General features: G+C 73.0%; 19 protein-coding genes and 1 pseudogene. 14 read left to right on the top strand and 6 right to left on the bottom strand.

Going from position 1 to position 25,784, the window contains the following annotated elements; all coding sequences use genetic code 11:
* The first annotated feature begins 186 nt into the window (after positions 1-186).
* The 4 genes from ACWCPW_RS11215 (at position 187) to ACWCPW_RS11200 (ending at position 9,105) form a co-directional block, all read left to right on the top strand.
* Entirely contained in the window at positions 187-3,432 is a 3,246-nt protein-coding gene (locus ACWCPW_RS11215; RefSeq protein WP_449761284.1) for an ATP-dependent helicase, read from the top strand.
* A 105-nt stretch (positions 3,433-3,537) separates the two neighbouring features.
* Entirely contained in the window at positions 3,538-4,254 is a 717-nt protein-coding gene (locus tag ACWCPW_RS11210; protein ID WP_449761283.1) for a hypothetical protein, read from the top strand.
* Positions 4,255-4,323: 69 nt separating this feature from the next.
* Positions 4,324-7,827, top strand: coding sequence for a UvrD-helicase domain-containing protein (locus tag ACWCPW_RS11205; protein WP_449761282.1), 3,504 nt, complete (start codon positions 4,324-4,326; stop codon positions 7,825-7,827).
* Positions 7,828-7,944: 117 nt separating this feature from the next.
* Positions 7,945-9,105: a PP2C family protein-serine/threonine phosphatase gene (locus tag ACWCPW_RS11200; RefSeq protein WP_449761281.1), complete on the top strand. Its 1,161-nt coding sequence runs from the start codon at positions 7,945-7,947 to the stop codon at positions 9,103-9,105.
* Between the two features lie 13 nt (positions 9,106-9,118).
* Here ACWCPW_RS11200 and ACWCPW_RS11195 read toward each other — a convergent pair whose 3' ends face one another.
* A complete protein-coding gene (locus tag ACWCPW_RS11195; protein ID WP_406298363.1) occupies positions 9,119-9,973 on the bottom strand; it encodes an endonuclease/exonuclease/phosphatase family protein in 855 nt (284 codons plus the stop codon).
* 96 nt (positions 9,974-10,069) lie between these two features.
* Between ACWCPW_RS11195 and ACWCPW_RS11190 the strand changes: the two genes are divergently transcribed.
* Positions 10,070-11,488 (top strand): dipeptidase, encoded by a 1,419-nt coding sequence (locus tag ACWCPW_RS11190; RefSeq protein WP_449761280.1) that lies wholly within the window; start codon positions 10,070-10,072, stop codon positions 11,486-11,488.
* On the top strand, positions 11,485-12,405 hold the full coding sequence (gene nudC, locus ACWCPW_RS11185) for an NAD(+) diphosphatase (protein ID WP_449761279.1): 921 nt from the start codon (positions 11,485-11,487) through the stop codon (positions 12,403-12,405). The genes ACWCPW_RS11190 and nudC overlap by 4 nt, the downstream gene beginning before the upstream one ends.
* Positions 12,406-12,484: 79 nt before the next feature.
* Here nudC and ACWCPW_RS11180 read toward each other — a convergent pair whose 3' ends face one another.
* Positions 12,485-12,754, bottom strand: a complete 270-nt coding sequence (locus ACWCPW_RS11180; RefSeq protein ID WP_395866285.1) for a mycoredoxin — start codon at positions 12,752-12,754, stop codon at positions 12,485-12,487.
* A 151-nt stretch (positions 12,755-12,905) separates the two neighbouring features.
* On the opposite strand from ACWCPW_RS11180, the gene ACWCPW_RS11175 reads away from it, so the two are divergent.
* The 4 genes from ACWCPW_RS11175 to ACWCPW_RS11160 all read left to right on the top strand — a co-directional run bounded on the left by ACWCPW_RS11175 (position 12,906) and on the right by ACWCPW_RS11160 (position 16,446).
* Positions 12,906-15,092 carry an ATP-dependent DNA helicase UvrD2 gene (locus ACWCPW_RS11175; RefSeq protein WP_449761278.1) on the top strand — a complete coding sequence of 729 codons (2,187 nt, stop codon included), beginning with the start codon at positions 12,906-12,908 and terminating at the stop codon, positions 15,090-15,092.
* A gap of 173 nt (positions 15,093-15,265) precedes the next feature.
* Positions 15,266-15,688, top strand: coding sequence for a hypothetical protein (locus tag ACWCPW_RS11170; protein ID WP_449761277.1), 423 nt, complete (start codon positions 15,266-15,268; stop codon positions 15,686-15,688).
* A gap of 138 nt (positions 15,689-15,826) precedes the next feature.
* Positions 15,827-16,165 carry a WhiB family transcriptional regulator gene (locus ACWCPW_RS11165; RefSeq protein WP_026218651.1) on the top strand — a complete coding sequence of 113 codons (339 nt, stop codon included), beginning with the start codon at positions 15,827-15,829 and terminating at the stop codon, positions 16,163-16,165.
* A gap of 59 nt (positions 16,166-16,224) precedes the next feature.
* Positions 16,225-16,446, top strand: a complete 222-nt coding sequence (locus ACWCPW_RS11160) for a hypothetical protein (RefSeq protein WP_355541032.1) — start codon at positions 16,225-16,227, stop codon at positions 16,444-16,446.
* A 98-nt stretch (positions 16,447-16,544) separates the two neighbouring features.
* On the opposite strand, the gene ACWCPW_RS11155 is transcribed toward ACWCPW_RS11160, so the two are convergent.
* Positions 16,545-17,975, bottom strand: coding sequence for an ABC1 kinase family protein (locus ACWCPW_RS11155; protein WP_449761276.1), 1,431 nt, complete (start codon positions 17,973-17,975; stop codon positions 16,545-16,547).
* A complete protein-coding gene (locus ACWCPW_RS11150) occupies positions 17,972-19,078 on the bottom strand; it encodes a ThiF family adenylyltransferase (protein WP_449761275.1) in 1,107 nt (368 codons plus the stop codon). Before ACWCPW_RS11150 ends, ACWCPW_RS11155 begins: the two co-directional genes overlap by 4 nt.
* A 307-nt stretch (positions 19,079-19,385) precedes the next feature.
* Here ACWCPW_RS11150 and ACWCPW_RS11145 point away from each other — a divergent pair.
* From ACWCPW_RS11145 to ACWCPW_RS11130, 4 genes and pseudogenes are all read left to right on the top strand, one after another.
* Positions 19,386-19,898: pseudogene (locus tag ACWCPW_RS11145) on the top strand (M48 metallopeptidase family protein); the annotation flags it as partial.
* A gap of 435 nt (positions 19,899-20,333) precedes the next feature.
* Positions 20,334-22,136 (top strand): TerD family protein, encoded by a 1,803-nt coding sequence (locus ACWCPW_RS11140; protein ID WP_449761274.1) that lies wholly within the window; start codon positions 20,334-20,336, stop codon positions 22,134-22,136.
* A 7-nt stretch (positions 22,137-22,143) separates the two neighbouring features.
* The gene (locus ACWCPW_RS11135; protein ID WP_449761273.1) at positions 22,144-22,830 is read left to right on the top strand and encodes an AIM24 family protein; all 687 of its coding nucleotides are present in this window, start codon (positions 22,144-22,146) and stop codon (positions 22,828-22,830) included.
* A gap of 22 nt (positions 22,831-22,852) precedes the next feature.
* Positions 22,853-23,608, top strand: a complete 756-nt coding sequence (locus ACWCPW_RS11130) for an AIM24 family protein (RefSeq protein WP_449761272.1) — start codon at positions 22,853-22,855, stop codon at positions 23,606-23,608.
* 72 nt (positions 23,609-23,680) lie between these two features.
* Here the strand turns inward: ACWCPW_RS11130 and ACWCPW_RS11125 are convergent, their stop codons facing one another.
* Together ACWCPW_RS11125 and ACWCPW_RS11120 are read right to left on the bottom strand one after the other, a co-directional pair.
* Positions 23,681-24,211: an NUDIX hydrolase gene (locus ACWCPW_RS11125; RefSeq protein WP_449761271.1), complete on the bottom strand. Its 531-nt coding sequence runs from the start codon at positions 24,209-24,211 to the stop codon at positions 23,681-23,683.
* Positions 24,208-25,674 (bottom strand): zinc-dependent metalloprotease, encoded by a 1,467-nt coding sequence (locus tag ACWCPW_RS11120; RefSeq protein ID WP_449761270.1) that lies wholly within the window; start codon positions 25,672-25,674, stop codon positions 24,208-24,210. Before ACWCPW_RS11120 ends, ACWCPW_RS11125 begins: the two co-directional genes overlap by 4 nt.
* Between the last annotated feature and the right edge of the window lie 110 nt (positions 25,675-25,784).

Here is a 25,784-nt window from a genome sequence, read left to right as displayed (position 1 = left end):
CCGGTCCCGGAAGTCCTGTGTGCTCCCGGGGCGAGCGGGCCGGGTGTGATCTGATGGGCATCGGCCGCGCCCTGCCGACCGGGGCGCGGCCGACCCACCGCGACCGAGACCGCCGTCCGACCCGTCGACGGCGCGGCCCCGTGCAGACACAGGATTCGACGGCGACCCGAAGGCAATTTCGGCCAGATGACCACCCCGACCCCGGCGTACCGCCTGCGGCGCACCCCCGTGGCCCCGCCCGCGCCCGTGATCCCCGACGACTACCAGCGTGCCGTCGTCGAGCACCGCGGCGGGCCGCTGCTCGTGCTCGCGGGTCCCGGCACGGGCAAGACCACCGTGCTCGTGGAGGCGGTCGCCGAGCGGGTGGCGCGCGGGATCCGGCCGGAGGAGATCCTGGTCCTGACCTTCGGTCGCAAGGCGGCGGGCGAACTGCGCGACCGGTTGACCGCGCGGCTGCGCGCGGCCGGGGCGCGGACCGCGGCGGTGCCGACCGCGACCACGTTCCACTCGTTCTGCTACGCACTGGTGCGCGAACACCAGCCGGCCGAGTTGTTCAGCTATCCGCTGCGCCTGTTGACCGGTCCCGAGCAGGACGTGTTCGTGCGCGAACTGCTCGCGGGCGGGGTCGAGGAGGGCAGCCAGAGCTGGCCCGCCGAGCTGCGTGCGGCGGTGGGCACCCGGGGATTCGCCGACGAGGTGCGCGCGGTGATCGCGCGCAGCCGCGAACTCGGGCTCGACCCGGACGCGTTGGCCCGCTTCGCCAAGGACACCGGGCGCCGGGACTGGGGGGCCGCGGCCGATTTCCTCGCCGAGTACCTGGACGTGATCGACGCGCAGGGCGTGGTCGACTACGCCGAACTGGTGCACCGCGCGGTGCTGCTCGCCGAGCGCCCGGAGACCGCCGAGATCCTGCGCGGGCGCTACAAGGCGGTGTTCGTCGACGAGTACCAGGACACCGACCCGGCGCAGGTGCGCCTGCTGGCGGCGCTGGCCGGTGACGGGCGGGACCTGATCGCGGTGGGTGACCCGGACCAGTCCATCTACGCGTTCCGCGGCGCGGACGTGAACGGCATCCTCGACTTCCCGCACCGCTTCCCGCGTGCCGACGGCGAGCCCGCGGACATCGTCGTGCTGCGCACCTCGCGCCGGGCGCCGGCCGGGCTGCTGGCCGCGTCCCGGGTGGTCACCCAGCGCATGCCGCTGAGCCGGCTGCCCGGCGACCGGGTGCGCGCGCACCGCGAGTTGATCCCGTCGGTGTCGGGTGAGCGGGACCCGAGCCGGGTCGAGGTGTACACCTATCCCACGCCCGGCGCGGAGCTGGACAACATCGCCGACATCCTGCGTCGCGCGCACCTGGAGGAGGGTGTGCCGTGGGGGGAGATGGCCGTGCTGGTGCGCTCGGGCGCGCGTTCGATCCCGGGTCTGCGGCGGGCGTTGTCGGCCGCCGGGGTGCCGCTGGAGATCGCCGGCGACGAGTTGCCGATCGCGGCCGAGCAGGCGGTGTCGCCGCTGTTGACCGCGCTGCACGTGGCGGCGGACCCGAACGTGTTGGACGCGGAGACCGCGCGCTCGTTGTTGCAGTCCCCGCTGGGCGGGCTGGACGCGGGCGATCTGCGGCTGCTCGGGCGGGCGCTGCGGGCCGAGGAGCGGGCCGCCTCGGGCGCCTCGGTGACCAGCACCCGGCCCTCCGCCGAGCTGATCCGGGACGCGCTGGCCGAGCCCGGGCAACTGGTCGGGATCGAGCAGCGGATCGGCGGCGGCGCGTTGCGCTTGGGCATGCTCGTGCGCAAGGCGCGCGAGGTGCTCGCGGGCGGCGGCAGCACCGAGGACGCGCTGTGGGAGCTGTGGCAGGGCACGCCGTGGCCCGGACGGCTGGAGCGCGCGGTGTTGCGCGGCGGTACCGCCGGGCGCAACGCGGACCGCGACCTGGACGCGGTGGTGGCCCTGTTCGAGGTGGCCGCCAAGGCCGAGGAGCGGGCCGGCCATCGGGGCGCGCTGAACTTCCTGGCCGAGCTCAAGGCCCAGCAGATCCCCGGCGACCGGCTCGACGACAGCGCGCTGCGCGGCGAGTCGGTGCGATTGTTGACCGCGCACCGGGCCAAGGGTCTGCAGTGGCGGCTGGTGGTGGTGCACGGCGTGCAGGAGGGGCTGTGGCCGGACCTGCGCCGCCGGGGTTCGCTGCTGGAGGCGGACCGGATCGGTTCGGACGGCCTGGCCGAACCGCTGTCGCCGGGCGCGCTGCTCGCCGAGGAGCGGCGGTTGTTCTACGTCGCGGTCACCCGGGCGAAGGAGCGGCTGGTGGTGACCGCGGTCGACTCCAGCTACGACGACGGCGATCAGCCCTCGCGCTTCCTGGAGGAGCTGGGGGTTGCGCCGGTGGAGGTCAAGGAGCGGCCCCGGCGTCCGCTGTCCACCTCGGCGCTGGTGGCCGAGCTGCGGTCGGCGGCGGTGGATCCGCTGGCGCCCGCCGTGCTGCGCCGGGCGGCCGCGCGCCGGTTGGCCGCGCTCGCGGATCTGCGCGACGACGAGGGGCATCCGCTGGTGCCGGCCGCGCACCCGGACCGGTGGTGGGGGCTGGTGGCGCCGACCGATCCCGGGGTGCCGATCCGGGACCCGGACGGCGCGGTGCGGTTGTCCGGCAGTTCGGTGGCCAAGGTGCGCGACTGCGCGCTGAGCTGGTTCCTGGGCAGTGAGGTGCACGCGGACTCGCCGCGCTCGGCGGCGCTGGGCTTCGGCAACGTGGTGCACGCGCTGGCGGACGAGGTGGGCACCGGCGCGACCGCGGCCGAGTTGCCGGTGCTGATGGACCGGCTGGACCGGGTGTGGGACGCGCTGGCGTTCGACGCGCCGTGGCAGTCCGAGCAGCAGAAGGACGAGGCCCGGACGGCGCTGGAGCGGTTCCTGTCCTGGCACACCCACGAGCGGCACCGGGTGGTCGCGGCGACCGAGCACGGCTTCGAGGTCGAGCTGACCGCGGGCGAGTACCGGGTGGTCATCCGGGGCTCGATGGACCGGGTCGAGCGCGGCGAGGACGGCCTCGCGTACGTGGTCGACTTCAAGACCGGGCGTCGGCCGCCGACTCGCACCGAGATCGAGGAGCACCCGCAACTCGCGGTGTACCAGGTCGCGGTCGCGGCCGGCGCGCTCGACGACCTGCCCGGTTTCGAGGGCGGCCGACCGGCCTCCGGCGGTGCCGAGTTGATCCAGTTGCGTACGGCGGAGAAGGGCGACGCCGAGCAGCCGCTGGTGCTGGCCCAGGACCCGCCGCTGCCCGGACCGGACGGCGGGACGTGGGTGGGCGGGTTGCTCGCGGACGTGGCCGGCCGGATCATCGGCGAGCGGTTCACCCCGAGCACGGGTTCGCACTGCGACATGTGCGATTTCCGCAAGTGCTGCAGCGCGCGTCCGGAGGGACGGATGACGGTTGATTAGCAATCAAAAGTAATCAAAAAGGGGCGGATGATTGGCAGTTCTTTGCCATAGCCATACTCATGCGAGCAAGTCAGTCCCCCTTTGCTTGTGTGATCAAGGAGCCCCGTGCGCATTACCCGGATGGCCGTCGTCGCGTCCGCCGCCGCAGCCCTCGCCCTCGGCGGACTCACCGCGTGCGGTGAGGACGAGCTGAAGTCCAACGCCGGTACCGACGCCAAGGCTCTCGCCGACGAGTCGCTGGCCCTGCTCAAGCAGGTCGACGACTTCAAGATGACCGGCACCGGCAAGGACACCGAGGACAACACGTCCATGGAGTGGGACATCTGCATCCGCAAGGGCGCGGACCTGGTCGGAAACATGAAGATGGACGGCTCCCCGGTCGAGATGATCAAGGTCGGCAACGACCTGTACATGAAGGCCGACGCCGCCTTCTGGTCCAAGACGATGGGCGGGGAGGAGGGCGGCCCGAGCGAGATGGGCAAGCTCATGGCCGGCAAGTACATGAAGACGCCCGCCGACGACGAGGACGGCCCGTTCGACCCGACCGACTTCTTCGACGGCTCCACCGACGGGGTGACCAAGGGCGAAGCGGTCAAGATCGACGGCAGGAAGCTGATCCCGCTCGCCAAGAAGGACGAGGACGGGGTCACCACGACCCTGTTCGTCCCGGAGAAGGGCAAGCCCTACCCGGTGCTGGTCAAGACCGACGACGGCTCGGCCGAGATGCGCTTCAGCAAGGGCAAGAACAAGTGCGAGCCGGCCGTGCCGCCGGCCGACCAGGTGGTGGACGCCGAGGCGCTGTCGAAGTTCGGTGCCTCCTGACCCACGGCCGCGCACACCCGACCCGCACGGCGACCGTCCCTGTCGCCGTGCGGGGCTAGTGTTCCTCCGGTGCACGCCGTACTGACCGACCCGGACGACCTGTGTCGTCTCCTGGGGATCCCCTTCACACCGGAGCAGCTCGACGCGGTGCTCGCGCCGCTGAGCCCCGGGGTGATCGTGGCCGGGGCCGGATCCGGCAAGACCACGGTGATGACCGCACGGGTGGTGTGGCTGGTGGGCACCGGCGCGGTACGCCCCGACCAGGTGCTCGGCCTCACCTTCACCAACAAGGCCGCCGGCGAGCTGGCCCAGCGCGTGCGCAAGGCGATCGGGCAACTGCGCGGCGGCGAGATCCCCGCCGACGAGGACGCGGGCGAGCCGACCGTGTCCACGTATCACGCGTTCGCCGGCCGGCTGCTGCAGGAGCACGGGCTGCGGATCGGCCTGGAGCCCTCCGCCCGGCTGCTCGCCGACGCGACGCGCTACCAGCTCGCCGCGCGGGCCGCGCGCACCGCGCGGGGCCCGTTCCCCACGCTGACCGGCCGGCTGCCCGATGTGGTGGCCTCGGTCCTGCACCTGGGCGGCGAACTCGCCGAGCACCTGGTGCCCGTCGACCGGCTCCAGGAGTGGGACCGGGCCTTCGTCGCCGACGTGGAGGCCGCCGCGAAGCCCTCCGCCGCCGCGCGCAAGGCCGCCGACGCCGCGCGCAACCGGCTCGACCTGACCCGCCTGGTCGACGCGTACGCCCACGCCAAGAGCGGCCGCGACCTGCTCGACTTCGGCGACCAGATCGCCTACGCGGCCAGGATCGCGGGAGAGCGGCCCGAGGTCGGCGAGATCCTGCGGGACACCTACCGGGTGGTGCTCCTGGACGAGTACCAGGACACCTCGGTGGCCCAACGCGTGCTGTTGCAGGGGCTGTTCGGACACGGCCACCCGGTGACCGCGGTCGGCGACCCGTGCCAGGCGATCTACGGCTGGCGCGGCGCCTCGGTCGCCAACATCCACGACTTCCCGGTGCACTTCCCGCAGCGCGACGGCACCCCCGCGGCCCGCTACGCGCTGTCCGAGAACCGGCGCAGCGGCGGCCGGATCCTGGCCTTCGCCAACGACCTCTCCGAACCGCTGCGCACCCCCGAGAGCGGCGTGGAGGCGCTGCGCCCGGGCCCCGGCGCCGAGCACGAGGGGTGGGCCGTCGCGGCGCTGCTGCCCACCCACCGTGCGGAGATCGACTGGCTGGCGGACCGGATCGGCACCGCGATCGGCACCGTCCTGGACAAGAACGGCGACCCGATCACCCCCGGCGACGTCGCGGTGCTCGCGCGCACCGCGGCCGACTTCGCGGACATCCACGCGGCGCTGGTGCGCCGCGACATCCCGGTCGAGGTGGTCGGCCTGTCCGGGCTGCTGCACCTGCCCGAGGTGGCCGACCTGGTGGCCGTGTGCGAGGTGCTCGACGACCCCACCGCCAACTCCGCGCTGGTGCGTCTGCTGGCCGGGCCGCGCTGGCGGATCGGGCCGCGCGACCTGGCCCTGCTCGGTCGCCGGGCCGCCGAACTGGTCCGCGTCGATCGGGCCGGCGCCGACGACGCGGACGCGCGCCTGGAGGAGGCGGTGGCCGGGATCGACCCCACCGAGGTGGTCTCGCTCTCCGACGCGCTCGCCGATCCCGGCGAGCACCACCCCTTCTCGGCCGAGGCGCGCCGCCGGTTCGCCCGGGTCGCCACCGAGATCCGCGACCTGCGCCGGCACCTGGGCGAGCCGCTGATGGACCTGCTGCACCGGGTGCTCGCCGGTACCGGCCTGGAGGTCGAGCTGTCCGCGTCGCCCGGCGCGCTGGCCGCGCGCCGCCGGGAGACGCTGCACGCGTTCCTGGACGTCGCGGCGGGCTTCGCCGACCTGGACGGCGACCCCTCGCTCACCGCGTTCCTGGCCTTCCTGCGCACCGCCGCCGAACACGACAAGGGGCTGGACGGCAGCCTGCCCACGGCCGGCGACTCGGTGAAGGTGCTCACCGCGCACAAGTCCAAGGGCCTGGAGTGGGAGGTGGTGGTGGTCCCCGGGTTGATCGAGGGCGTCTTCCCGAGCGTGCGTACGCAGACCAAGTGGATCACCAACGGCAAGGCGCTGCCGCACCCGCTGCGCGGCGACGCGGACGCGCTCGCGGTGTTGCCGGACCTGACGCCCAAGGGCTTCAAGGCGTTCGACGCCGCGATGCGCGAGCACCAGGCGACCGAGGAGCTGCGCCTGGGCTACGTGACCTTCACCCGCCCCAAACAACTGCTGATCGCGTCCGGCCACTGGTGGGGGCCGACCCAGAAGAAGCCGCGCGGCCCGTCGGCGTTCCTGACCCGGCTCCGCGAGCACTGCGAAGCCGGCAACGGCACCGTCGAGGTGTGGACGCCCGAACCCGCCGAGCCCGTCAACCCGTATCTGGCGGACACCCTCGAACACGCCTGGCCGCTGCCGCTGGACCCGACCGCGCTGGTGGAGCGCCGCCGGGCGGCCGACGCGGTGCTCGCCGAACTCGCCCGGCGCGAGGCCGCCCGGCGGGTCGACCACGCGATGCAGCACCCCTCGGTCGAGCCCGAGCCCGTGTCCCAGTCCGAGCCCGAGTCCGAGTCCGAGTCCGAGTCCGAGATCACGGTCGCCCCGGGCCCGGCCGACGACGAGCGAGTGCCGGTCGAGGTCTACGACGCCCACATCCCGCCGGACCCGGAGCACGAGGCGCCGCCCCCGGAGGACGACCCCGGACCGCCCGCGCGCGACCTGCCCTCGCGCGACCACGACGACGCCCGCGAGCACACCGACGAGGTACGCGCCGGGCACCCGGCGGTCGAGGGCCCCGCGACCGGCGCCGCGGCCCGGTTCGAGCCCACCCCGGACGAGCTGGCCCTGATCGAGTCGTGGGACCGCGACCTGGTCCGGCTGGCCGAGGAACTGCGCCGCGGCCGATCCGGGGTGCGCGAGGTGCCGCTGCCCGCGACGTTGTCCGCGTCCCAGATGTTGCGCCTGTCCAACGACCCGGACGGCCTCGCGCGCGAACTGGCCCGGCCGATGCCGCGCCCGCCCGCCCCCGCGGCCCGCCGCGGCACCCGCTTCCACGCGTGGGTCGAGTCGTTGTTCGGCGAGCGCCCGCTGCTGGAACCGGACGACCTGCCGGGCGCGGCCGACGAGGAGATCACCGACGAGGCGGACCTGCTCGCGCTCCAGGAGGCGTTCCTGCGCACGCCCTACGCGCAGCGCGCCCCGTACCGGGTGGAGGCGCCCTTTCAGCTCTTCCTCGGCGGCCGGATCGTGCGTGGCCGGATCGACGCGGTCTATCGCGAGGGCGCGGGGTTCGAGGTGGTCGACTGGAAGACCAACCGGGTGCAGAACGCGGACCCGCTCCAGCTCGCGGTCTACCGGTTGGCCTGGGCCGAATACGCCGACGTGCCGATCGAGGAGGTCTCGGCCGCGTTCTTGTACGTGCGCACCGGGGAACTCGTCCGGCCCAAGGGTTTGCCCGGCCGAGAGGAACTGGAACAGTTGTTCACGGAAGGTGACGAACCGGCCCCGGATCAGGGTTCTTGATCCGGAGGAAACCCCGGTCGGGTGACGATGGGCCCGATGCGGCCGGTTTCCGACACTCGTATGGTTTATGAGGATCGGCAGTACGGCGAACTTCGAACGGGACGGGAAACGGCACCGGTGCGCGGAACAGCACAGACGAGACGGGCACTGCGGCTTGTCGGCGTTGCGGGTGACCGCCCCCTGCTGCCGGTGATCGGCCTGGTCCTGCGCCTGCTGTCGTTCCTGGTGATCCTCGCGGTCGTGGTGCTGGCCGCCGCGACGCCGGAGAACGTGCACGTGGGACCGCTGCTCGCGGTCGCGCCCGCGCTGTCCGGGCTCACCCAGACGGCCCCGCGCGGACCACTGATCACCGGCGCGGTGGCGGCCGTGGTGGCGGTGGCGCTGACCGCGCTCGGCCAGGGCCGAGGCGGCGGCGAGCCGTTCATCACGCTCGTGTCGATCGCGCTGGTGACCGCGACCGCGTGGGCCGGCGTACATGTGCGCATGCGCCAGGAACGCACCATCGAGGAGGTGCGCAGCGTCGCCGAGGCGGCGCAGGAGGTGCTGCTGCCCCAGGTGCCCCGCACCCTGGGCTCGCTCACCGTCGGCGTGCGCTACCGCGCGGCGGCGGCCGAGGCGCGGATCGGCGGCGACCTGTACGAGGTGGTGCCCACGCCGTTCGGCGTCCGGGTGGCCATCGGCGATGTGCGCGGCAAGGGCCTGGGCGCGGTGCGTACCGCCGCCGCGGTGCTCAGCGCGTTCCGCGAGGCGGCGTACGAGGAGCCGGAACTGCCGGGCGTGGCCCGGCGGCTCTCGGCGAGCCTGGAGCGTCGGCTCGGCGAGGACGACGAGGAGTTCGTCACGCTGATCCTGCTCGGCTTCCTGAACGAAGGCGCGTGCGTGGACATCCTCAACTGCGGTCACCCCGCGCCGCTGCTGCTGCGCGCCGCGCACGCGCGGGCGCTGGACCCGCCGGCCCCGACGCCTCCGCTGGGCATCCTGGACCTGCGCGAGCTGGACCTGCCGGTGCTGCGCGTGCCGTTGCTGCCCGAGGACCGGCTGCTGCTGTACACCGACGGGATCATCGAGGCGCGCAACGCGGCCGGCGAGTTCTACCCGCTTCCCGACCGCGCGCCCGACAGCCTGCCCGGCGTCGAGGACACCCTGGACCGGCTGGAGGCGGACGTGCAGCGGCACGTGGGCCACCCGCTCCAGGACGACGCGGCGATGGTGCTCCTGCGCTACCGGCCCGTGGTCGCCCGACAGGACGGGCTGCGCGGGGCGCGCCTGAGCGCCTGAACCCCCGGCGCGCTCAACCCACGTTCACCTCCACCACCAGCGCGCAGTGGTCCGAGACGCCGAGCCGGACCGCCTCGGTGCGGCGCACCGCCTCGGGACCGATCCCGTGTCCGAGCACGTGGTCGAACTGGACCCTGGGGTGATACGAGGGATACGTGGGCACCCGGGCCAGCGAACGCCAGCGCACGGCCCCCGCGCCCGCGCCGCGACCGCGCCGACCCACCACCGCCTGCGGGATGCGCCCGGGCAGGTTGAAGTCGCCGAGCAGCAACTGCGGGCCGGGCAGGTCGGCGGTGGAGCGGCGGATCCGGGCGAGCTGGGAGATGTTCCAGCCGGGCACGAAGGACAGGTGCGCCGCGAGCACCGTGAACGGTCCGTGCGGGCCCTCCACGACCGCCGCGAGCACCCCTCGGGGTTCGTCCGGTACGCGGGTCAGGCCGGGCCGGCCCTGCACCCGCAACGGCAGGCTCAGCGGCGCGGCCGGGAAGCGCCGGACCCGCCAGCGCGACACCGGCAGCCGGGACAACAGCGCGATGCCGTACCCGGGGCCGCCCTCGCCCCGCTCGTCCGCCGTGTACACCCGACGCTCGTCCGGCACCGGATCGTCCTCGGTCCAGCCCGACACCGGCGCCGGCACGCCGTGCACCGAGGCCAGAAAGCGCCACTGCGACATGCCCAGCGCCTCGGCCGCGATCGCGGCCTGGTCCGCGCCGCCCGAGCGCTCCTGATGCCGGTCCACCTCCTGGAGGGCCACGATGTCCGCGTCGAGATCGGCCAGCGCGGCGCGCAGCCGCTCCGGGTCGGATTCGCCGTCGGCCAGGTCCATGCCGTGCAGCAGGTTGAAGGTCGCGACACGCAACGTGGTCATCGCCCGACGGTAACCCCACCGGGTGCGGAGCGTGCGGCGATCGGCGCGCCGGCGCCCGGTGCCACCCGCCCGGGCGGCGGGCATATGGTCGAATCCATGAGCATCCCCGACCGCGACATCTCCACCTATGTGCACGCGCACGCGGCCGACTTCTTCGCCGATCTGCGCGCCTGGCTGGCCATCCCGTCGATCTCGGGCGACCCGGCCGCGGCGGCCGACGTCGAGCGCAGCGCGTGGTGGCTGGGCGGCGCGTTGCGCGACGCCGGCTTCCCCACCGTCGAGGTGTGGGAGACGTCCGGGCTGCCGGCCGTGTTCGCCGAGTGGCCCTGCGCCGACCCGGACGCGCCCACCGTGCTGGTCTACGGGCACCACGACGTGCAGCCCGCGGCGCTCGCGGACGGGTGGAGCACACCGCCGTTCGAGCCGACCGACGTGGGCGATCGGCTGTACGCGCGCGGCGCGGCCGACGACAAGGGTCAGGTGCTCTTCCACCTGCTCGGCGTGCGCGCGCACCTGGCCGCGACCGGGCGGGACACGCCCGCGGTCAACCTCAAGCTGATCGTCGAGGGCGAGGAGGAGTCCGGCTCGGAGCACCTGCCGGCGCTGCTGCGCGAGCGCCGGGACCGCCTGGCGTGCGACGTCGTGGTGGTCTCGGACACCGGCATGTGGGGCGCGGACACGCCCAGCACCTGCACCGGCATGCGCGGCCTGGCCGAGATGCAGATCGACCTCTTCGGCCCCACCTCGGACATCCACTCCGGCTCGTTCGGCGGCGCGGTGCCCAACCCGGCGACCGCGCTGGCCCGGCTGATCGCCGCGCTGCACGACGAGGACGGCCGCGTCGCGATCCCGGGCTTCTACGAAGGCGTCGGCGAACTCACGGACCGCGAGCGGGAGTTGTTCGCCAAACTGCCGTTCGACGAGGCCGCGTGGCTGGGCAACGCGAAGTCCGCCGCGGCGAGCGGCGAGGCCGGCTACAGCACGCTGGAGCGAGTGTGGGCGCGCCCCACCGCCGAGGTCAACGGCATCTGGGGCGGCTACACCGGCCCCGGCCGCAAGACCATCGTGCCCGCCTCCGCGCACGCGAAGATCTCCTTCCGGCTGGTGGACCGCCAGGACCCGGAGCGGATCGAGCGCGTCGTGCGCGCGTGGGTGGCCGAGCGGCTGCCCGCCGGGATCCGCTGCGAACTCGACTTCGGCACCGGCGTCCGGCCGTGCCTGACCCCGCTGGACCACCCCGCGCTGCGCTCGGTGGTCCGCGCGCTCGGCCGCGCGTTCGACACCGAGATCCTGTACACCCGCGAGGGCGGCTCCGGACCCGAGGCGGACCTCCAGGAGGTGCTGGGCGCGCCGGTGGTCTTCCTCGGCGTCTCGCTGCCCGACGACGGCTGGCATTCGGTCGATGAGAAGGTGGAGAAGCCGCTGCTCCTCAAGGGCGCGGAGGCCGCCGCGCACCTCTGGGAGGACCTCGCGGCGACCTGGCACGAAGCACGAACCGGGAGGGACGTCAGTTGATCCACCCCAAGCCTGTCGCCGGGCAGGCACTGGCCCGATCCGCCCTCGACCGGGCGGCCGAACACCGCCTGGACCAGGGGTGGTTGGACCGGGCATGGCGCGCGCCCGAGACGCGCGTGCTGGTCCTGGGACAGGGCCGGGCGCACTGGTCGGGCGACACGGGCGCGCCGCGCCTGGTCCTGGTCGATCCGGCACACGCGCCGGAGGGCGAGCGCTACCTGCTCGGCGCCGACGCGGACGGCGTGCGCTACTTCGCGGTCTCGGTGGGGGAGCCGGCCGAGCCCGCGGCGGGAGTGCGCGAGGGCACCCTGCGCGAACTCGGCACGCTCCTGGACGACCGGGACGCGGGCCTGCTCGTGCACGCGACCGGCCTGCACCACTGGCACCGCACCCATACGTTCTGCGCGCGCTGCGGGCAGCCGACCGAGATCGCCGCGGCCGGGCACGTGCGGCGCTGTCCGGCCTGCGGGGCCGAGCACTACCCGCGCACCGACCCGGCGGTGATCATGCTGGTGCTGGACCGGGACGACCGGTGCCTGCTCGGCCGCCAGGCGAGCTGGCCGGACAAGCGGTTCTCCACCTTCGCCGGCTTCGTCGAGCCCGGCGAGTCGCTCGAACAGGCCGTCGCGCGCGAACTGCACGAGGAGGTCGGCGTGCGTACCGCGTCCACGCGCTACCTCGCCAGCCAGCCCTGGCCGTTCCCGTCCAGCCTGATGCTGGGCTTCTTCGCCTACGCGGTGGACGAGGAGGTGCGGGTGGACGGCGAGGAGATCTCCGAGGCGCACTGGTACTCGCGGGCGCAGCTCAAGGAGGCGATCGAATCGGGCGAGGTGGTCCTGCCCGGGACGTTGTCGATAGCCCGCCACCTGATCGAGAAGTGGTACGGCGAGGCGCTGGACGAGGACAACCACTGGTAGTCCCGGTCCGCACGTGCGGCGGCCCGCGACGGGAATCCGTCGCGGGCCGCCGCGGCGCCGGGGCGCGGCTCGCCCGGGTTCAGGCGGCGAGCTCCGCGACGGCGGCCTTGACCTGGGCCAGGCTCGGGTTGGTCGCGGTCCACAGCGGCGCCCCGCCGTCGGGCGGCAGGATGACCAGCGTCGGAACGGTCTGGTTGCCGCCGTTCACGCTCATCACGAAGTCGGCGGCCTTGGGGTCGTGCTCGATGTTCACCTCGGTGTAGGCGATGCCCTCGCGCTCCATCTGGCTCTTGAGCCGGCGGCAGTAGCCGCACCACGTCGTGCTGTACATCGTCACGGGGGCCGACATCGTCATGCACTCCTTTGTGTTCGCCCGGTCCGGGAACGGCTGTCCACATCCGCAACATGAGCGCGGTCGGTTTGATTCCACACCTGTGCGGATCACCGGGGGCTGTGCACAACCGGCCTCGGGCCGCGGGGATGCCTGAGAGGATGGGTCGATGATCGCTTCCCCCGACGACGTCCTGGACGCGCTCGATCCCGAGCAGCGGCGGGTGGCCAAGGCCGTCGACGGCGCGGTGTGCGTGCTCGCGGGCGCGGGCACCGGCAAGACCCGCGCGATCACCCATCGGATCGCCTACGGCGTGCTGACCGGCACGATGCAGCCCGGCCAGACGCTCGCGGTCACCTTCACCGCGCGGGCCGCGGGGGAGATGCGCGGCCGGCTGCGCGACCTCGGCGTCCCCGGCGTGCAGGCGCGCACGTTCCACGCGGCGGCGCTGCGCCAGCTCTCGTACTTCTGGCCGAAAGTGTTCGGCGGAGCCCCGCCGCAACTGGTGGAGACCAAGTTCCTGCTCGCCCGCGACGCGGTGCAGCACTGCCGGCTGCGGGCCGATCGGGCCGAGCTGCGCGACATCATCGGCGAGATCGAGTGGGCCAAGGCGACCCAGACCGCGGCGGACGACTATCCGCGCGCGGTGCTCGCGGCGGGCCGCAAGCCGCCGCGCGCGGCGGCCGAGGTCGCCCACGTCTACGCGGCCTACGAGAAGATCAAGTCCGGCAAGGGGCTGATGGACTTCGAGGACGCGCTGCTGCTGACCATCGGCCTGCTCGACGAGCGCCCCGAGGTGCGCGAGGCGGTCCAGGCGCAGTACCGGCACTTCACCGTGGACGAGTACCAGGACGTCAACCCGCTCCAGCAGCGGTTGCTCGACCTGTGGGCCGACGAGGCGCGCAGCCTGTGCGTGGTCGGCGACGCGAGCCAGACCATCTACTCGTTCACCGGTGCCACACCCGCCTACCTGCTCGGCTTCCGCCGCCGCTACCCGGACGCGGAGGTGGTCGAGCTGGTCCGCGACTACCGCTCCACCCCGCAGGTGGTGGGCCTGGCCAACCGGCTGCTCGCGCACGCCACGGGCGAGGCCGCCAAGCACCGGCTGAAGCTGATCTCGCAGCGCGGCGAGGGCCCGGCGCCGCGCTTCGTCGAGCACGCCGACGAGCAGGCGGAGGCGGAGAGCACCGCGAAGCAGATCCGCGCGCTGATCGAGGAGGGCGTGCGGCCCGCCGAGATCGCCGTGCTGTTCCGTACCAACTCGCAGTCCGAGTCCTACGAACAGGCGCTGGCCGATCAGAGTGTGGCGTACCTGCTCAAGGGCGCCGAGCGGTTCTTCGAGCGGGCGGAGGTCCGGCAGGCGATGGGCTTCCTGCGCGCGCACGCCATCTCCGGCGGGTCCGAGGCCGAGCGCGGCCCGCTCGCGGGCGAGGTGCGCGCGGTGCTGGGGAACACCGGGTGGAGCGCCCAGCCGCCCGCCGGATCCGGCCAGGCCCGGGAGAAGTGGGAATCGGTGGCCGCGCTGCTGCGGCTCGCCGAGGAGTTCGAGGTCAAGCGGCCCGAGGCGACGCTGCGCGACTTCACCGCCGAGTTGGCCGAGCGGGCGAGCGCGCAACACGCGCCGACGGTCGAGGGCGTCACCCTCGCGTCGCTGCACGCGGCCAAGGGCCTGGAGTGGGACGCGGTGTTCCTGGTCGGCCTCAACGAGGGGATGATGCCGATCGCCTACGCGGACACCCCGGACAAGATCGAGGAGGAGCGCCGGCTGCTCTACGTCGGGGTGACCCGGGCGCGCGAGCGGCTGACCCTGTCCTGGTCCCTGGCCCGCACCCCGGGCGGCCGAGGCCGCAAGGCGTCCCGGTTCCTCGACGGGCTGCGCGGCGCGGACGGCTCGCGCGGCGCGGGCTCCGCGCTGCCCGACGCGTTCCGCTCACCGGCCCGCGGCCCGGACGGTACGGCCCGGCCCCGGCGCAAGGTCGGCCCGGTGCGCTGCCGGGTGTGCGCCCGGGCGCTCCAGGACGCCGCCGAGCGCAAGATCGGGCGTTGCCTGGACTGCCCTTCGGACGTCGACGAGTTCCTCCTCGAGCAGTTGGTCGTGTGGCGGCAGGGGCGGGCGCTGGAGCAGAGCCAGCCGGCGTTCGTCGTCTTCACCGACGCGACGTTGACCGCGATCGCCGAGACCCGGCCGCTCAACGAGCGGCAACTGGCCGCGATCCCGGGGGTGAGCCGGACCAAGCTGGAGCGGTTCGGTGACGACGTGCTCGCGCTGTGTGCCGGTCACGACCTCGCGATCGAGCCCGCGCCGGAGGACTTCGGGCACATCCCGGAGGACGAGGATGCTCCTGCGGGGGAGTGAGATCCGAGGGGTTTCCCTCGAGTGACGAGGACCATGCAATAAATCGTTTGCGTCTCGCTCCGAACCGCATCTACGCTCACGAGCACGGTCGGAACGTTCGACCGTGCTCGTCCATGAAACCTGGAAACACCTCTGCGGTGTTCCCCGAACCCTCTCGAAAGGAGGTGAACGTCGTGATTACCAGGAACTTGAAAGCCCAGCGTCAGGCGTTCACCGCCGCTTCGGTCGTGGTGTCGGTGGGCTCCGCCAAGCTGTCGCATGCCGATCTCTCCCTGCCCAAGTCCGGCCTGGCCGGGCTCCCCACGGATCTGTCCTATGCCGGGACCGATGCCCTGATCACCGCCTCCGCGCGACTGCGCGGCAACGGCAGTGGCGCGTCCGCAGTCGCGGGTGCCTCAGGTCTTGTCGGTCTGGCGGGCAGCGCCGAGGGTCCGTGGCAAGGCGAGCAGGCAGCGGCGACGCGTCGCAACGAGCGACCGTCGAACGCGGCGGCTTGCGAGCAGGCGCAGACGCAGGAATCGCAGCAGGCCAATGGAATGACCATGGCGGCCTTTGCCGGTAACAACGGGTATCCGTCCTGGAGGAACAGGACCTGACGTCACGTCAGGTCGGCACCCTCCAGGGCCGCGGAATCCCGAACACCGGGATCCGCGGCCCTTGTCTTTTGTCGGCTGTCAGCAGCACCGAGTAGCGACCACCGGGGACACGAGTCCCATGAATCACAGGAGCACCACGTGCCCCACGGCAAACCCCCCGCACCCGGCAGCACAGCCACAGCGACATCGGAGGTAGACCTGATGACCCTTACCGCTTTCGAGGACGTCGAGCAGCTCGAGTCGACGATCCCCTGCCGTTCCTACGACCCGGAGGTCTTCTTCGCCGAGTCCCCCGAGGACGTCGAGTACGCGAAGGCCCTGTGCCGTGAGTGCCCCGTGCGCGAGATGTGCCTGCAGGGCGCGCTCGAGCGCCGCGAGCCCTGGGGTGTCTGGGGTGGCGAGCTCTTCGTGCAGGGCGTCGTCGTCGCCCGCAAGCGTCCCCGTGGCCGTCCGCGCAAGACGGAGGTCGCCGCGTGACCCCGCCGGCGGGACCCCGACGCACGAGCACCCGACACACCACGTACGCGCAGGAACCCATGAAGCACATTCACGACACGAACGCCGTTTTGCCCAATGACAGGAGCAGGGAGTTGCATCTCATCAACGAAGCCCTCGCGAGGGCTCAGATGGATCAACAGCTCCGTGAAGCGGAGCTCCAACGCAGGGCGTACCACGTCCGGATGGCGCGCAGGATGCGTCGTCGGGCGGAGGTCGCCTCCATGCGCGCGCGCCGGGCGCTGGCCATCGCGGTGATGTAAGCCGCTGATGTCGCCCAACCGGTTCGCGAACCGCCGAAGGGCGGGCACCCCCTCGGGGGCGCCCGCCCTTCGGCGGTTCGCGGCGGTGCGGACGGGCGCTAACGCCCGGCGGCATCCCCGGAGTTGTCGATTCCCTCGACGCCGGCCGGCTCCTCCTCGATCTCCGCCACGTCCTCGATGTCCTCGATGGAGAAGTCGAATTCCTCGGCCTCGTAGTCCTCGTCGACGAACCCGGGCAGCCAGGTGGCCAGTTCCTCGCGGAACGGCGCGGTCGCGCCGAGCTGACACAGCACGCCGATCGTGCTCAACGTGACCCGATGGATGAGCAGATAGCTCGGCGGCAGGTTGAGCTGGCGGGCCAGCGCGGACGCCGGATTGCGCGGGTCGCCGACCCGCGCGCCCTGCTCGCGCATCCAGGCCCGGGTGAAGGTGAACTCCTCGGCCTCGGCCGGCTCCAGGAACGGCAGCAGATAGTCCAGGACTTCGGCGGCGTCGAGCTTGATCGACGGCTTGACGAAGCCCTCGGTGCGCAACACCTGCATGACGCTGTCCGCGTCGCCGTCCAGCGCGAGTCGGAACGCCAGGCCGATCGGCTCGGGCAGCCCCTCGGGCAACCGGTTGACCGTGCCGAAGTCCAGGACGCCCAGACGTCCGTCGTCCAGCAGCCGGAAGTTGCCGGGGTGCGAGTCGGCGTGCAGCATGCCGGTGCGGGCGGGACCGGAGAACAGGAAGCGGCTGAGCATGTGCCCGGCCCGGTCGCGCTCCTCCTGGCTGCCCTTGTCGATCACCTGGGACAGCGGCTTGCCGTCCATCCACTCGGTGATCAGCACCCGCTCGGTCTGGTGCACCACGTGCGGTACGAAGATGTCCGGGTCGCCGTCGAACTCCACCGCGTGCGCGGTCTGCGCCTCGGCCTCGAGCTGGTAGTCCAGCTCCTCGGCCACCCGGGCCTTGAGCTCGGCGATCAGCGGCTTGACGTCGATGCCCGGGATCAGCGCGCCGGCGAAGCGCGCGACGTGCCCGAGCTGGTTCAGGTCGGAGATCAGCGCGTCGCCGGCCCCGGGGTATTGGATCTTGACCGCGACGGTGCGGCCGTCGTGCCAGACCGCCCGGTGCACCTGGCCGATCGAGGCGGCCGCCGCGGGGCGCTCGGAGAACTCCTCGAAGAGCGAGCGCCAGTCCGCGCCGAGATTCTCCGCGAGCGCCTTGTGCACGGTACGCGCGGGCATCGGTGGTGCCGCGTCCTGGAGCTTGGTCAGCGCCGAGCGGTAGGGCCCGGCCACCTCCTCGGGCAGCGCGGCCTCGAACACCGACAGGGCCTGCCCGAGCTTCATCGCGCCGCCCTTCAGCTCGCCGAGCACCTTGAAGAGCTGCTGGGCGGTGCGCTGTTGCAGTTCGGCGGCGACGATCTCGGCCGGTCTGCCGCCGATACGCCTGCCCAGGCCCAGTGTCGCCCGGCCGGCCACCCCCAGCGGGAGGGACGCGAGCTTGGCGGTGCGGGTCACGGCCCTACGCGGAAGATCGCTCACGCGACCCATTGTGTCCGACTCGGGGACGCGGCACGTGTGATGGGGCCCACCTCTTCCGCCGCGCGGGTGGCGCGGCAGTCGCAGCGGGGGTGCGGCGACCAGCTCCGGCGCCGGGTCAGGCCGTCCGGCAGCTCGATCTCCACGGTGCCGTCCACGGTGGTGGGCGGCGCGCCGTCGAGGAAGGTGAGCACCTGAAGGGCCGCCCGGGCCGCGACCTCGGTGGCGAGCACCACATCGCACGGGGCCTCGCCGGGACCGGGCGCCGCCGCGAGCTGGGCCAGCAGGCGCGGCCAGCCCGGATCGCGGTCGCTGCGGGCCAGGTCCAGGCAGCGCCCGCACGCCGACCGGCCCACCAGCACGAACGGTCCGATCACCCCGGTGGTCTCGCGGATGTCCGCGTACAGATGCGGGACCCGCTGCCGGATCAGGCGGGCGCCCGGCTCCGGATCCGGGCGGCCCTCCGGGACGAGCACCGCGACGTCGGGCGTGCCGCGCCCGGCGGGCAGCGCGCAGCGCACCCCCGGGGCGGAGCGACGCAGCGCGGCCCGCACGGTGGTCTCCCGGCGCGGGCGCTCCTCGTCCCAGCCGAACGCCACCGGTCCGGCGTCTCCCGGGCGCACCGGACGGCGGTCGGCGGGCACCACGTGACCCACCCCGGCGGCGGCGAGCAGGCCGGCCACCGCGGCGCCGATCCGACCGGCGCCGTGCACCGCCACCACCGCGCGGGCGCGCCGGTCGAGCGCGGCCAGGCCCGCCTCGCCGCTTCCGTGCAGCAGCGCGAGCGAGGTCAGATCCGGACCCAGCCGGGCGCGCTCGTGGGGCAGCGTGGGCACCGGGGTGGGCCGCCCGGAGGCATCCTCCAGCACACCCTCGCGGGCCAGCAGGTCCAGCACCGCCTCGGCGTGCGCGCGAGCGAGGCCGACCCGCTCGGCCAGCTCCCAGGTGCGCTCCAGGTCGCGGGTGCCGTCCAACTGCTCGACGAAGCGGGCGGTGGTCGGGTCCAGACCGCCCACCAGCACGGCCCGACGCGGATCCAGGCCCAGTTGCAGGGTCTGTCGATCGCGCCACAACCGACGCAGGGCGGGCTTGAGGAGCGGGCGCATGAGAGGGCCTCCGAGGAGAGGTGCACCGGGAACGCGGACGGCGACCAAGCGCGCGGGGCGACTCGGCCGGTCCCAGCGTGCCCGCCCGGGAAGCGCCGGGTATTTCGTCGTCCACAGGCCGCGTATGAATATGCTATTTGGAAATATTAGGCCGAGAAGAATGGAATGGGAATAATCGAACGAATAGTGCTTATGCCCGTGAAAAGCGGTGTCGAATATCCCCCGGCCGGCCCGAAGCGGCGGCGCCCTGTCGGTGCCGTCGGTTAACGTCCTGGTTGTGGTCGCGGATCCCGGGGCCGGACACGACATGCTGTCCGGAGCCCCCTACCAGGGTGCCGTCGAGGTGCGTCGCAGCGCCCGACGGAGACGAACGGTGTCGGCCTACCGGGACGGGGATCGGACCGTGGTCCTGCTCCCCGGCCGGATGACGCAGACCGAGGAGAAACGCTGGGTCGGCGTGATGCTGGAGCGCCTGGCCGCGCAGGAGCGGCGCCGGCGGCCCAGTGACGAGGATCTCGCCGCGCGGGCGCTGGAGCTGTCCGCCCGCTATCTGGACGGCCGGGCCGAGCCCGCGAGCGTGCGCTGGGTGGGCAACCAGAACACCCGCTGGGGTTCGTGCACGCCGATCGACGGCACGATCCGGCTCTCCACCCGGCTGCGCGGCATGCCGACGTATGTCGTCGACTATGTATTGCTGCACGAGTTGGCGCATTTGCTGGTGCCCGGCCACGGACCGCGCTTTTGGACACTGCTCGCCGCATATCCGCGCACCGAACGCGCGCGGGGATATCTGGAGGGTGTCGCCACCGCGAGCGGGCTCGCGATGAGCGACGACAAGGACGATGTGGACGCCGCCCCCGACGCCCCGATGTCGGCGGTGCCGGAAGCGGCCCCGCCGACCCGCGGCCGACCCGCCGCGGCGGGGGGTCGCGCGGCCCGCAAGGGCACGGCCGCTGCGGACGGTACGCGCGCCGGGACAACGCGCGATCGCACCGCCCGCAAGCCGCGCGGCTGACCCGGATCCGGCTCGCGAGAGTCGTCGCGGTGCCGGATTCGGGCGTATAGCGTGAGGCGCGTACACAGCCGGGAACCGGTCGCGGGCAATCGTTCGTCGCAAGCACGAGACTGCCGCCGGGCGTTGTGCCGTACCCGGACCGGGGCGGATCCGATGTTGTAGCGTGCCGTGCGCGGCGGGGACCCAGGTGGTGGGCGCCCGCACCGCCGGCGGCGGAAAAGCGGGGAAGGGAGCCACACAGTGGTCGAGTTCAGGAAGGGACAGAAGTCGAAGCTGTCCGACCTGACCGCGGGGACCGATCTGTACGTCGGGGTACATCTGGACAGTCCCGGGCTGACGTTCGACATCGCGTGCTTCGGGTTGGACGCGGGTGAACGATTGTCCGACGATCGGTACTTCATCTTCTTCAACCAGCCCAAGTCGCCCGAGGAATCGATCCAGCTCCTGGGCGCGCAGGCCGGTGACACCGAGTCCTTCCGAGTCACGCTGGACCGGGTCCCGCCGAACGTCAACAAGCTCGCGTTCACCGCGACCATCGACGGCGACGGCGTGATGTCCCAGGTCGCCTCCGGCTATCTGCGGATCGTGGCGGGCGGCCAGGAGGTCGCGCGCTACGCGTTCACCGGGCGTGAGTTCAGCACCGAGCGCGCCGTGATGATCGCGGACATCTACAAGAAGGACGTCTGGCGGTTCTCCGCCGTCGGACAGGGCTTCGACGGCGGGCTCCGCGCGCTCCTGGAGAACTTCGGTGGCGAGGTCGCCGAGGACGAGCCGGACGAGGCCCCGCAGCCCGCCCCGGTACCGCCCGGCGGCGCCCCGGGATTCGCCCCGCCCGGCGGCGGGATTCCGCAGCAGCAGCCCGCGCCCTCGTTCGGGCCGCCCGGGGGTGGTCCGCCGCCGCCCGCTCCCGCGCCGAACTTCGGCCCGCCGCCCGGCGCGCCGCAACCGGTCGGCTCGATGCAGGGCGGTCCGCCCGTCCCGCCGCAGTACAACGAGCCCGGCACGCCGCCGCACGGCGCTCCCGGCGGGTATCCGCCGCCGCCCGGCCCGCCGCAGTACAACCAGCCCCCGGGCGCGCAGCCGCACGGCGCGCCGGGAGGAGGCTACCCGCCGCCGCCCGGTCCGCCCGGCCCCGGCGGCTACCCGAACCAGACCCCGCACCAGGGCCACATGGCGCCGCCCGCGCCGCCCGGCATGGGTCAGCCCGGCGGCTACCCGCCGCCGCCCGGCCCCGGCGGCTACCCGCCGCCCGGCGGCCCCGGCCCCGGCGGCTATCCGGGTGGCGGTCAGCCCGGCCAGATGCAGCCCACGCTCCAGATGCCGGTGCCCGGCGGCCCGCCGGCCCCGCCGCAGGGCATGCAGGGTGTCGGCGTGGCCTCGGCCGAGCCGGCCTTCCAGTACGGCGTCGAGCAGTACCGCGAGGTGCCCGCCGGCGGTCGCTGGACCCAGCAGAACGCCAAGATGGTCCGGGTCGACGTCTCCGGCGGCAAGGTGATCGCCCGCCAGGGCGTGATGGTGGCCTACCAGGGCGACGTGAAGTTCAAGTTCCAGGGCCAGACCCTGCGCAGCCGCTTCGACAACCGGCAGACCGGCCAGTCGCTCGAACTGATGCGCTGCGAGGGCAACGGCGAGGTGTTCTTCGCCGAGGACGCCGCGCACCTGCACCTGGTCGAACTCCAGGGCACCAAGCTGTTCGTCAACGTGGCCAACGTGCTCGCCTTCGACGAGGGCCTGACCATGGAGCCGGCCCGGGTCGAGGGTGTGGGCATCCCCGGCGGCGCGCTGTTCGCGCAGACCTTCAGCGGCCAGGGCACGATCGTGATCAAGACCCAGGGCATCCCCCTGGTGCTTCCGGTGCAGGGTCCGACCTTCGCGGACAGCAACGCGATCGTGGCCTGGACCGACATGGACGTCTCCACCACGACCCAGATGCGGCTGCGCAGGACCGCCTTCCCCGGCCACAGCGGCGAGACGGTCAACCTGCAGTTCCGCTGCCCGCCGGGCGGCAACAACTTCATCGTCGTCCAGCCCTACGAGGTGTGAGGGGAACATGGATCAGCAACTGATCGCCGCGTACGGGCAGACCGCACCCCAGGCTCGGATGAGCGCGCACGGCAACAAGATCTGTCGGGTCAACATCCAGCCCGGCGCGCCGGGCGTGCTGGCCAAGCAGGGCGCGATGATCGCCTACGAGGGCTACATCCGCTTCGAGGGCCACGGCCAGGGCATGCAGCGCCGGATGACCAGCGGCATCACCGGCGAGCGCATGCAACTGATGAAGTGCACCGGCCAGGGCGACATCTACTTCGCCGACTACGGCGCGGACGTGGCCATCATGCAGCTCAACCCGAACGAGGGGCTGTCGGTCAACGCGAGCAACATCCTCGCGTTCGACGAGAACCTGGAACACCGGATCAAGATGGTGAGCGGGGTCACCGCGAAGTTCAGCGGCAACGGCCTGTTCAACATGGAGCTGTCCGGCCAGGGCTGGGTCGCGATCACCACGCGCGGCACACCGGTCGTACTCAACCCGTCCGAACGCGAGACGTACGTCGACCCGGACGCCCTCGTCGCGTGGAGCACCAGCCTCAAGGTGGGCACCAAGCGCTCGATGCGGCTCGGCGGCATCGTGGGGCGCGGTTCCGGCGAGGCGATGCAGGTGTCCTTCAAGGGCAACGGCTTCGTCGTCGTGCAGCCGGCCGAGGACGCCACCGACCGTTTCCACGTGCGCGGCTGACCGCGAGCGAAGGAGGAATACCGTGCAAAGCTCGCTTTTCGGCCACGCGCCCGTGCAGACGCCCGAGCGGTTCAGTCTGCAGAACGCGCACATGCTCAAGGTCCAGCTCGGCAACGGGCTGCCCGACCACTGCCTGGCCCGGGTCGGTTCGATGGTCGCCTACCAGGGCGCGATCGACTTCGACGGCAACATGCGCTCCGGCGCCGAACGGCAGGCCGCCGCGGCCACCGGTGAACAGCTCAACCTGATGCGGGCCCACGGCACCGGCACCATGTGGCTGGCCAACATGGCCCAGTCGATCCACGTGCTCGACCTCGACTTCGAGGGCCTGACCGTGGACGGCGAGTACGTGCTGGCCCTGGACAGCTCGCTGAGCTGGAACGTGGTGGCGATCGAGAGCGCGCAGTCGGTCGCCGGCGCCGGTTCCTACAACCTGGACATCACCGGCAACGGCAAGATCGCGCTGATGACCTCGGGCAAGCCGCTGATCATGCGGGTCACCCAGGGCACCGAGGTGTTCGCGGACGCCGACGCGGTGGTCGCGTGGAGCACCCGGCTGTCGATCAGCATGCAGGCGCAGACCAACTCGGCGCGCATCTACCGACGCCGCCGGGGCACCGGCGAGGGCTGGAACATGGCCTTCATGGGCGAGGGCTACGTGGTGGTCCAGCCCAGCGAGATGTTGCCGCCCGTCGAGTTCATCTCCTCCGGCGGCTACCTGGCCAACCGCGGCCTGGGCCAGAACGGCGGGGTCCAGGGCAACACCTGGGGCCAGTAGCGATCCGGGAACACCCGCGCCGAGGGCGCCCGACCGTCGACGGTCGGGCGCCCCTCGCGGCTTTTCCGCCGCTCAGACCGCCTCGCGGGCCCGGGCCACCAGCGCGCGCACCGAGTCGTCCGTGTCGGCGGGCAGCGCGTCGAACGCGAACCAGCGCAGGTCCAGCGACTCCTCGCTGATCAGCTCGGTCGCGCCGGGCGGGGCCAGCGCGACGTACTGCACGTCCAGGTGCACCGCGCACGGCGTGTGATGCCGGTCCAGGCCCACCGGCGCGCCGCCCGCGAGCAGGGTCAACCCGGCGATCCCGGACTCCTCGCGCGCCTCGCGCAGCGCCGCCTCGGCCAGCGTGCGGTCCGCCGGCTCGCAGTGTCCGCCGGTCTGCAACCACCTGCGGATCTTCGCGTGCAGGGTGAGCAGCACCCGGGCCCGGGCCGCGTCCACGATCACCGCGCTCGCCGTCACGTGCCCGTCGCGACAGGCCTTGAGCATGCCATCCTCGTGCGCTGCCAGGTGTTCCAGGTACGCCCCGCGCAGCCGGTCCGCACGGCCGTTCGGCGCGTCCCACTTCGACAGCACGTCGACCGCGTCGAGCCGTAGGCTCACGCGCCGGGACCCTTCTTCCCGTCGTCCTCGCCCTTGGAGTCCTCGCCGCGACCCGGCTCGCCGGCCGGCTTGTCGTCGCCGCCCCGCTCGCCGCCGGGCCCGCCGTCGTCGGGCTTGCCGCCGGTCGACTCCAGCTTGTCCAGGTCCGCGTCCAGCTCGGCGTCCAGGCCGGACAGGTCGAGTTCGGCGTGGTGCACGAAGCCGTCCGGGTCGTCCAGGTCGTCGGCGGTCGGCAGCAGGTCGGGGTGCTGCCACACCGCGTCCCGGCCGTCGACGCCGCGCGCGTCCGCGAGCGAGGCCCACAGCCGCGCCGCGTCGCGCAACCGGCGCGGGCGCAGTTCCAGGCCGACCAGGGTCGCGAAGGTCTGCTCGGCCGGCCCGCCGCTCGCGCGCCGCCGCCGCAGCGTCTCGCGCAGCGCGCCCGCCGAGGGCAGCCGGGGTGCGGCGGCGCTGTGCACGACCGCGTCCACCCAGCCCTCCACGAGCGCCAGCGCCGTCTCCAGACGCGACAACGCGGTCTTTTGCTCCGGCGTCTCCTCGGGCTCGAACAGACCCTGCGAGAAGGCCTCCTGGAGCGCCTCGGGGTTGCTCGGATCGATCCGCCCCGCGGCCTCCTCCAGCCGGCTCATGTCCACCTTGATGCCCCGCGCGTACGCCTCGACCGCGCCGAACAGGTGCTGCCGCAGCCACGGCACGTGCGCGAACAGTCGCTGGTGCGCGGCCTCGCGCAGGGCCAGGTACAGCCGGACCTCGTCCTGCGGCACCGACAGGCCCTCGCCGAACGCGGTCAGGTTCGCCGGCAGCAGCGCGGCCTTGCCCGCCGGCCCGATCGGCAGCCCGATGTCGGTCGAGCCGACCACCTCGCCGGCCAGCGCGCCCAGCGCCTGGCCGACCTGGGCGCCGAACATCGCGCCGCCCATCCCGCGCATCATGCCGAGCAGCGGCCCGGCCATGCTCTGCATCTCCTCGGGCATCATCTCGCCCATGGCCGCGACCACCCGGGTGGCCAGCGGCTCCACCAGCGCGCGCCACTGGGGCAGCGTCGCCTCGATCCACTCGGAGCGGCTCCAGGCGGCCGTGGTGTGCACACCGGAGGGCAGCGAGGTGGCCTCGTCCAGCCACAGCTCGGCCAGCCGCACCGACTCCTCGACACCCGACCGCTCGACCGCGCCGATCGACGCGTCGCCCTGCTGGGCCACGGTCTGCCGGGCGATGTCGCGGGCCAGGTCCCAGTTGACCGGGCCGCCCTCGTACGACAGCAGCTTGCCCAGCTGCTGGAAGGCCGCGCCCAGGTCGGCCTGGTTCATCTGCCCGAACAGCGCGCCGAACGGGTTGTTCGGGTCACCGCCGGCCGCACCGAAGCCGAACGGGTCGTTCGGATTCGAACCGCCGGAACCGCCGCCGGGGCGATCGGGATCGTCGTCGCCCGAGGGCTTGCCGAAGCCGAAGGGGAAGTCAGCCATGGTGGGGCCCCTCTACGTTGTCCAGGTGTGCGGTGCCCTCGGGCCCGACCACTCGATGCTGACTCACGGTTACCTCGTCTCGCTCGGCCGGTCCGCGGTCCCGGTCGGAG

The sequence above is a fragment of the Embleya sp. NPDC001921 genome (assembly GCF_053594475.1).
The sequence above is the reverse complement of the archived record's forward strand: the minus strand, read 5'-3'. Positions and strand labels throughout refer to the sequence as shown.

What these genes read in the sequence shown, in the direction of transcription:
- ACWCPW_RS11120 (WP_449761270.1), bottom strand. Translation starts at nt 25,674, where the DNA reads ATGGCTGACTTCCCCTTCGGCTTCGGCAAGCCCTCGGGCGACGACGAT.
- ACWCPW_RS11150 (WP_449761275.1), bottom strand. Translation starts at nt 19,078, where the DNA reads ATGCGCCCGCTCCTCAAGCCCGCCCTGCGTCGGTTGTGGCGCGATCGA.
- ACWCPW_RS11190 (WP_449761280.1), top strand. Translation starts at nt 10,070, where the DNA reads ATGAGCATCCCCGACCGCGACATCTCCACCTATGTGCACGCGCACGCG.
- ACWCPW_RS11175 (WP_449761278.1), top strand. Translation starts at nt 12,906, where the DNA reads ATGATCGCTTCCCCCGACGACGTCCTGGACGCGCTCGATCCCGAGCAG.
- ACWCPW_RS11215 (WP_449761284.1), top strand. Translation starts at nt 187, where the DNA reads ATGACCACCCCGACCCCGGCGTACCGCCTGCGGCGCACCCCCGTGGCC.
- ACWCPW_RS11135 (WP_449761273.1), top strand. Translation starts at nt 22,144, where the DNA reads ATGGATCAGCAACTGATCGCCGCGTACGGGCAGACCGCACCCCAGGCT.
- ACWCPW_RS11180 (WP_395866285.1), bottom strand. Translation starts at nt 12,754, where the DNA reads ATGTCGGCCCCCGTGACGATGTACAGCACGACGTGGTGCGGCTACTGC.
- ACWCPW_RS11195 (WP_406298363.1), bottom strand. Translation starts at nt 9,973, where the DNA reads ATGACCACGTTGCGTGTCGCGACCTTCAACCTGCTGCACGGCATGGAC.
- ACWCPW_RS11160 (WP_355541032.1), top strand. Translation starts at nt 16,225, where the DNA reads ATGAAGCACATTCACGACACGAACGCCGTTTTGCCCAATGACAGGAGC.